The organism is Thiohalocapsa halophila, from assembly GCF_016583825.1.
GTDB lineage: Bacteria > Pseudomonadota > Gammaproteobacteria > Chromatiales > Chromatiaceae > Thiohalocapsa > Thiohalocapsa halophila.
The window spans coordinates 1-7,599 of the sequence record NZ_NRRV01000120.1 but is presented as its reverse complement, the minus strand read 5'-3'; the positions used below and the strand labels follow the sequence as shown (position 1 = coordinate 7,599).

6 protein-coding genes are annotated in these 7,599 nt (G+C 73.2%); 4 read left to right on the top strand and 2 right to left on the bottom strand.

All coding sequences use genetic code 11. The annotated features are described in order from the left end of the window. Window positions 1-26: 26 nt before the first annotated feature. Window positions 27-1,217 (bottom strand): DesA family fatty acid desaturase, encoded by a 1,191-nt coding sequence (locus tag CKO31_RS24745; protein ID WP_200243188.1) that lies wholly within the window; start codon window positions 1,215-1,217, stop codon window positions 27-29. A gap of 133 nt (window positions 1,218-1,350) precedes the next feature. After that, window positions 1,351-3,315, bottom strand: coding sequence for a hydantoinase/oxoprolinase family protein (locus CKO31_RS24740; protein WP_200243185.1), 1,965 nt, complete (start codon window positions 3,313-3,315; stop codon window positions 1,351-1,353). Window positions 3,316-3,442: 127 nt separating this feature from the next. On the opposite strand from CKO31_RS24740, the gene CKO31_RS24735 reads away from it, so the two are divergent. The 4 genes from CKO31_RS24735 to CKO31_RS24720 all read left to right on the top strand — a co-directional run. Next, window positions 3,443-4,417 (top strand): ABC transporter ATP-binding protein, encoded by a 975-nt coding sequence (locus CKO31_RS24735; RefSeq protein WP_242475666.1) that lies wholly within the window; start codon window positions 3,443-3,445, stop codon window positions 4,415-4,417. Then, a complete protein-coding gene (locus tag CKO31_RS24730; RefSeq protein WP_200243183.1) occupies window positions 4,414-5,151 on the top strand; it encodes an ABC transporter permease subunit in 738 nt (245 codons plus the stop codon). Before CKO31_RS24735 ends, CKO31_RS24730 begins: the two co-directional genes overlap by 4 nt. 7 nt (window positions 5,152-5,158) lie before the next feature. After that, window positions 5,159-6,712 carry a GldG family protein gene (locus tag CKO31_RS24725; RefSeq protein ID WP_200243180.1) on the top strand — a complete coding sequence of 518 codons (1,554 nt, stop codon included), beginning with the start codon at window positions 5,159-5,161 and terminating at the stop codon, window positions 6,710-6,712. Between the two features lie 2 nt (window positions 6,713-6,714). Further along, window positions 6,715-7,599, top strand: an 885-nt coding sequence (locus CKO31_RS24720; RefSeq protein ID WP_200243178.1) for a hypothetical protein, incomplete at its 3' end; no start/stop codon positions are given.

Below are 7,599 nucleotides of genomic sequence, written 5' to 3'. Positions count from 1 at the left end.
CCCCTAGCCCTTAGAGCCTAGCCCCCTCAGCTCGCCGGCGCCCCCACCAAGGCGAACCCGCGGAGCTGCCGCGAGAAGCGCTCCAGGGCGTGGACGCCGGTGGCTTCGGCCTGGTGACACCAGTCCTGCAGCTGCTGCAGCAGCGCCTCCTGGGACGGCGCATTGCGCTCCCAGATCTGCTGCAGGCGCTCGCGGAACTGATAGACCACCTCCAGCTCCCGGCTCTGCGCGAGGAGCTGCTCGAGGCGGCCCCGGCTGCTCTCATCGAGCTGACTCCAGGTGTGCGCCAGCATGCGCGCGGCACGCCGGGGCGAGATGCCGCAATCCGGCTGGGCCTTGCTGCCCAGGGCCTCGCGCGTCACCGGCTTCAGCACGTCGAGACTGAAGCGCCGCACCACGTGCATGCGACCCACCAGCAGCGCCCGCAAGGTGTCCAGGTCGATGGTGCGCTTGCCCTCGATGAACCGCGGCGACGGCGCCAGGCGCTTTACCCGCGCGAGCCGCAGGGCACTCAGCAGCCGGATGTACAGCCAACCGAGATCCAGCTCCCAACGGCGTGCGGCGAGCCGCGCCGAGGACGGGAAGGCATGGTGGTTGTTGTGCAGCTCCTCGCCGCCAATGAGCACCCCCCAGGGTAGGATGTTGGTCGCGGCATCCGAGGTCTCGAAGTTGCGATAGCCCCAATAATGCCCGACGCCGTTGATGACGCCCGCCGCCAATACCGGGATCCACAGCATCTGCACCGCCCAGACAGCGAGGCCGTAGACGCCGAACAGCAGCAGATCCACCACCAGCATCAGGGCGACGCCGTACCAGCTGAAGCGGCTGTAGATATTGCGCTCCACCCAGTCGTCGGGCGTGCCATGACCGTAGCGGACCATGTCATCCACATTCTTGCCGGCGTCCATGTAGAGCTCGGAACCCCGCCAGAAGACGGTGCGCAGGCCCAGGACCTGCGGGCTGTGGGGGTCCTGCTCGGTCTCGCAATGGGCGTGGTGCTTGCGATGCACCGCCACCCATTGCCGGGTCACCATGCCCGTGGTGAGCCACAGCCAGAAACGGAGCACATGCGCCACGGCGGGATGTAATTGCAGCGCGCGGTGCGCCTGCGCCCGATGCAAATAAAGCGTCACGGCGATGATGGTGAGATGGGTCATCGCCAGGGTGGCAAGCACCACCTGCCAAGGCGCGAGATCCAGTAACCCCTGGTACGTCATCAAACAAATCCTCGGAGAAATCCTCAGGTGGGTAGGTGGCCGCCCCAGGTTGTCGTCATCGTTTTGGGGAGGCCTGCGGCGACACTGCACTATAGCCAACCAGGGGCCCTGGCACCAGCCAGGGCGACGCCAGTCAGCGCCGCCGCAGAAGCAGGTTGCCGAAGGTGTCGCGCTCGGCCTGCCAGTCCGGCGCCAGCCAAGTGGTCGCGACGTCGTCGAGGATGACGGCCGGGCCCGTCAGCCGCTCGCCGACGCCGATGGCAGCGCGCTGGCGCAGCGGCACCGGCGCCGCAAAGCCTGCCACGGGCACTGTGACCGCCGTCTCGGCCGGGATCGGGGTGTCGATGGCCGGCAGCGCGGCGGCGCGCGCTGGTGCCGTGAGCCGCACCCTGAGGCTCACCAGCTCCACCGGCAGCGTCAATGTATGCCCATAGCGGGCGTGGTGCAGCTCCTGAAAGGCCGCGGCGGTGGCCGCGACCCCGCTCCAGGGCAGATTGAGCGTGTAGGACTGTCCGCGATAGCGAAGGTCCAGGCTGTCCTCGCGCCGCAGGTCACCGGGGGCGATGCCCTCCGCCGCCAGCGCGGCCCGGCCGCGGTCGGCAAGCCCCGCCAGCGCGGCGGCGACCTCGGCGTCGCTGCGCTCGGCCAGCGGCCCGAGCCAGGCCCGGGTCAGCAGCCGCCCGGGCGGGGCGGCGAGCATGCCCAGCGCCGAGAGCACCCCGGCGCGCTCCGGCACCAGCGCGCGGCTCATGCCGAGGGCCTGCGCCAGCGCGCAGACGTGCAGACCGCCGGCACCGCCGAAGCAGCACAGCCAGCCGTCCGTCGGGTCGATGCCGCGCTGCACGGAGATGACGCGCAGCGCCTGGGCCATGTGCTCGTTGACGATGTCGATGATGCCGCGGGCGGCCTGCTCCGCCGGTTCCTCGCCGGCGGCAGGGACAAGCCCCAGGCGCTGACCGAGACTCGCCAGGGCCTGCCGGGCCGCGTCCAGATCCAGCGGCATGCGCCCGCCCAGGAAGGCGTCTGCGCGCAGGCGCCCGAGCACCAGATTGGCGTCGGTGACCGTCGGCTCCCGACCGCCGCGGCCGTAGCAGACGGGTCCGGGCTCGGCCCCGGAGGATTCCGGGCCGACCTGGAGGGCGCCGCCCGCATCGAGCCGGGCGATGGAGCCGCCGCCGGCGCCGATGGTGTGCATGTCCACCATGGGCACGGCCACCGGCAGCCCGCCGATGCGGCCCTCCAGCGTCAGCCGCGGGGCGCCGTCCACGAGCGCCACGTCCGTGGAGGTGCCGCCCATGTCGAACGTCAGCATCTGCCCGAGTCCGGCGGCGGCCGCCACATAGCCGGCACCGGCGAGCCCGCCGGCGGGGCCCGAGAGCAGCAGCCGCACCGCGCCGTCGCCGGCGGCGTCGGCGGCCACGGTCTCTCCACTCGACTGCATCACGGCGATACCCGCCCCCGGCAGCCCGGCCTGTTCGTCTCGCTGTCGTCGGCGGTGCTGCCGCTGATGGGCGAGTACGAGCGCGGCGTCGCCACCTGGCTCAACGCCCGCGTCGGCCCGGTGGTGGACGGTTATCTCGGGCGGCAGGGCGGCGGCAATAGCCCGCTCGGCACCGGCGTCCAGGTAGGAAAAGAGCAGATTCACCGCCACCGCCTCGACATCCAGCTCCGCCACGGCTGCCCGCAGGGCATCGAGATCCGCCGCCGTCAGGGGCTCGATGAGGGCGCCGTCGGCACCAAGGCGCCCGCCCGTCTCCAGGCACAGCGCCGGCGGCACCGGCGGCGCCGCCGGCGGTGGCTGCAGGTCGTAGAGCGCCGCGCGCGCCTGGCGACCGATGCCGAGCAAATCCCGAAACCCGCGGTTGGTGACGAAGGCGGTGCGTGCGCCCTTGCCCTCCAAGACGGCATTGGTGGCCACGGTGGAGCCGTGCACGATGCTCAGCTCGGCGGGCGCCAGGCCCAGCTCCTGCACGCCGCGCAGAATGGCCTGCTCCGGCGCCGCCGGCGTCGACGCCACCTTGTGCACGCGCAGCCGGTCGTCGTGCCAGAGGACGAAATCGGTGAAGGTGCCGCCGGTGTCGATGCCGAGCAAAGCCATGCGTGAGTCGCGTCTATTGCCGTAGGGGCCCGGGCTGCGTCAATGCTGGGTGCACCTGAGCACACCCGGGTGCAAGCGTCGCCCGCCGGGGCGAGGTTACACCGGCTCGCCGCCGCGCCCAACGCGAATGCATGCCGACGCGCAGTTGGCAGGCACCCGCGCCCGCGCTATGGTCGCGGCCATGGATGCGTTGCTGACGGTGCAGGCCCTCTCACGCTGCTTCGGCCGAGCCCGTGCCCTCAACGGGGTCGATTTCCAGCTCCGGCCGGGAGAGGTGGTGGGTCTGCTCGGACCCAACGGCGCCGGCAAGACCACCTGCCTGCGTATCCTCGCGGGCCTGCTGGCCCCCGGCAGCGGGCGCGTCGCGGTTGCCGGGCATGACATGGTGCGCGCCCCCCAACAGGCCAAGCGGCACATCGGCTATCTGCCGGAGCGCCCGCCGCTGTATCCGGAGATGCGCGTCGACGAATATCTTACCCATTGCGCCCGGCTGCGCGGCGTCCCCGCCGGCGCCCGCGCCCGTGCCGTGGCCCGCAGCCTGCGCCGGTGCGGCCTGCAGTCCGCCGCGCGCCGGCTGCTCGGGCGGCTCTCCAAAGGCTATCGCCAGCGCGCGGGCCTCGCCGCGGCCCTGCTGCACGAGCCGGAGCTGGTGATCCTGGACGAGCCCACCGACGGCCTGGACCCGCTGCAGATGCGCGAGGTGCGCGGCCTCATCGCCGACCTCGCCGGCCGCGCCGCGGTGCTCATCTCAAGCCACGCCCTGGCGGAGGTCCAGGCCAGCTGCCAGCGGGTCCTGGTGCTGGACCGGGGGCGGCTGCTGCACGACGGCCCCCTGGCGGCGCCCAATGCCCTGCGCCTGCGGCTCGCGCGGGCGCCGGAGCACGCGGCGCTCACGGCCCTGGCGCCGGTGGCGGCGGCCGAAGCCGACGCCGGCGCGCAGCACCCGGGCGTCTACCGGGTGTGGCTCGCCGCGGGTACCGATGCCGAGCAGCTGGCCGCCGCCGTGGTGGCCGCCGGCTGGGGCCTGTTGGAGCTGACGCCGGTGCGCAGCGACGTGGAGCGGCTGTTCTTTCGCAGCGTCGGGCTGGAGACAGCGGCATGATCGGTGCCATCGCCGCCCGCGACTGGCTCGCCGCCTTCCGCACGCCAGTGGGCTGGGTGCTGCTGGCGGCGACCCAGGCCATCCTCGGCTATGTGCTGCTCAAGGTGCTGGATGCGTTCACCGGTCCGGAGCCGGCGCTGCGCACGGCGGGCCTCAACCTGGAGCTCACCCACAACCTCTACGGCACCGCCGCCGTGGTGCTGCTGCTGGTGGTGCCGCTGCTGGCCGCACGCAGCCTGGGCGGAGAGCTGCGCGACGGCACCTGGGCGCTGCTGGCGGGTGCGCCCATCCCGCTGGCCAGCATCCTGCTCGGCAAGCTCGCCGCGCTGGCGCTGCTGCTGCTGCCCCTGTGCCTGTTGCCGCTGGCGCTGGGTCTGCTCCTGCTCGGCGCCGCCCCCGTCGATCCGGGCATGCTGCTGGCGGCGAGCTTCGGGCTCTGGCTGACGGGGGTTCTGTTCGGTGCCGTCGGGCTCTTCGCCGCGAGCCTGACCGCGCAGCCCATCGCCGCCGCCGTCGCCGCCTATGCGCTGCTGGTATTGTTGTCGGTGGTGAACCGCGCGCAAGCCCTCGGCGCCCCGCAGCTCGGCGTGCTGGACTGGATTGCCTGGAGCCAGCACCTGTTCTGGTTCCTGGCCGGGGTGGTGCGCCTGAGCGACATCGTCTACTTCGTCGGGCTCACGGCCTGCTTCCTCGCCCTCGCCCACCGCCGGCTGGAGAATGCGAGGCTCGACTGATTCGAACATGACCGCCCCGGCACGCATCGAGCCCTCCGCAGCCCTGCCCGCCGCGGACGAGTCCGGTCTCGCGGCGCCGCCGGAAGAGCCGCCGGCCGCGCCGCGCCGCACCGCGCCGGGGCGCTGGCGGCGCCTCCAGCGCACGGCCGCCGACGGCGTCTTCGCGCTGCTGCTGCTGGCCCTGGTGCTCACCGCCGGCTGGCTCGCCGCTCGGCACGACCGCACCTTCGACTGGTCCGCCAGCGCCCGCAACAGCCTGACACCGGCGAGCATCGCGCTGCTGGAGCGCCTGCCGGACGCAGACACCGCGCCCCTGCGCATCACGGTGTTTGCCCCGCGTGAGCACCGCGTCGGCCGCGCCGTGGAACAGCTGCTGTCCCGCTACCGGCGTCATCGCCCCGACCTGGATATCCACTGGGTCGACCCCCAAGCCGCACCGGAGCGTGCCCGCGAGGCCGATGTCCGTCTGCTGGGCCAGGTGGTGATCGAGCACCAAGGGCGCCGCGAGACCCTGGAGGTGCTGAGCGAAGGCACCCTGTCCAGCGCCATCGCCCGGCTGACCTTGGCCCGGGCGCCCTGGGTGGCGGTACTGGAGGGCCACGGCGAGCGTGCACTCGGCGGCGGCGCCGGGCCCGACATCGGGCGCTTCGCACAGCTGCTGCGTCAACGCGGCTTTCGGCTGCGCCCGTTGGACCTGGCGAGCGCCCCCCGCGTGCCCGACAACACCGACCTGCTGGTGGTGACGGCGCCGGCCATCGCGCTCTTTCCGGGCGAGGCGGACGCCCTGGTGGACTACCTGGCCGCCGGCGGCAACCTCCTGTGGCTCCTGGACCCGGGCGCGGACGGCGGCGATCTCCGCGGCCTGGAGCCCCTGGCCGCCTATCTCGGCATCCGCCCCCTGCCCGGGCTGGTGGTGGATGCCCGCGCCGCGGAGCACGGCTTCGAGACGCCCACCTTCACCGTGGTGGACGACTGGCCCGCGCACGCCCTCGGCCGCGATTTGAGCCGCCACGCCGTGCTGCCGGGCAGCCTCGCGCTGGAGGCCGGCCCGGCCCCGGGCTGGCGGCTGGCGACACGGCTCACCAGCGGCGAGCAGAGCTGGAACGAGACCGGCCCCATCCGCGGCGAGGTCACCCGCAACCCCGACCTGGGTGAAGTATCCGGGCCCCTGGCACTGGCCCTGGCGCTGAGCCGTCCCCGGCCAGGCGCGGATGCTGCCACCGCCGATGCCGCCGACGCCAACGCCGACGCCGACGCCGATGAGCGCGCTATCACGGCAAAGCCACCCGACGAGCAGCGCGTCATCGTCGTCGGCGACGGCGACTTCGCCAGCAACGCCCATCTGGGTACCGGCGAGAATCGTGAGCTGGCATTGCGCATGGTGCGCTGGCTCACGGGGCTCGAGGACTTGATCGCACCGCCGCCGGGACCGGACGATCGGGACAACTTCGTGTTGTCCGCACCCCGTACCTGGCTCATCGCCGTCGGCGGCGTCTTCGCTCTGCCACTGCTGCTCGCGGGGCTCGGGCTCTGGATCACTTGGCGGCGGAGCTCGGCCTGAGCATGCTCGCCCGCCGCTGGCTCATCAACCTGGCCCTGCTCGCCGTGCTCGGCGTCTTGGCGCTGATCGTGCGCCTGGATCTGCGCGAGGACGCACGCGCTTCCCGGCTCACGGACCTCGCCCCGGACGAGGTCGAGCGCATCGTACTGAAGCGCGCCGGTGAGCCGATGATCCGCCTGGAGCGCACCGGGCCGGGCTGGCGCATGCTGGAGCCCCATGCGGTGCCCGCGGACGCCGAAGCCGTCAGCCGACTGCTGGCGGTGGCGCAGGCCGCCGTCGCCCGCACCCTGCCGGCGGCGGGGCTGGACCCAGGCGCCCTGGGTCTGTCGCCGGCGGGTGTGCACATGAGCCTCGACGGCCTGGCGCTTCGCTTCGGCGGCAACGAGCCGGTGGCCGCGCTGCGCTACGTGCAGGTGGGGGACATGGTCCATCTCATCGAGGACCGCTATCTGCCCCGGCTCATGACCCCCATCACGGCATTGGTGAGCCGCCGGCTGCTGCCGCCGGACTTCAGTCCCGGCCTCGGCGACCTGGACGGCGAGCCGCTGGCGGCCGGGCAGCTGGCGCCGCTGGCCGACGCCACGGCGGTGCGGGTGGAAACACCGGGGGCCGCGCTGCACGCCGACGCGCCGGGCGCCCGGGAGCTACACATCAGCTCAGCCGACGGCGGCGACGGCCTGCACTTTCGCATCAGCGACGGCGGTCGCCACTGGACCCGGTTAGACGCGCAGCTCAGCTGGCGCTTTACGACACCGCCGCTGCCGGCGGCGGCCGACGCCTTGGCCGCAGCGCCCGACCGGCGGATGCCGCCGGTCGACCCCGCGCCAGCGCCCGCTGCGCCGCCGCCGCAACGGGAGCCGGCGCCGGCACAGGGGCAAGGGCCAGCC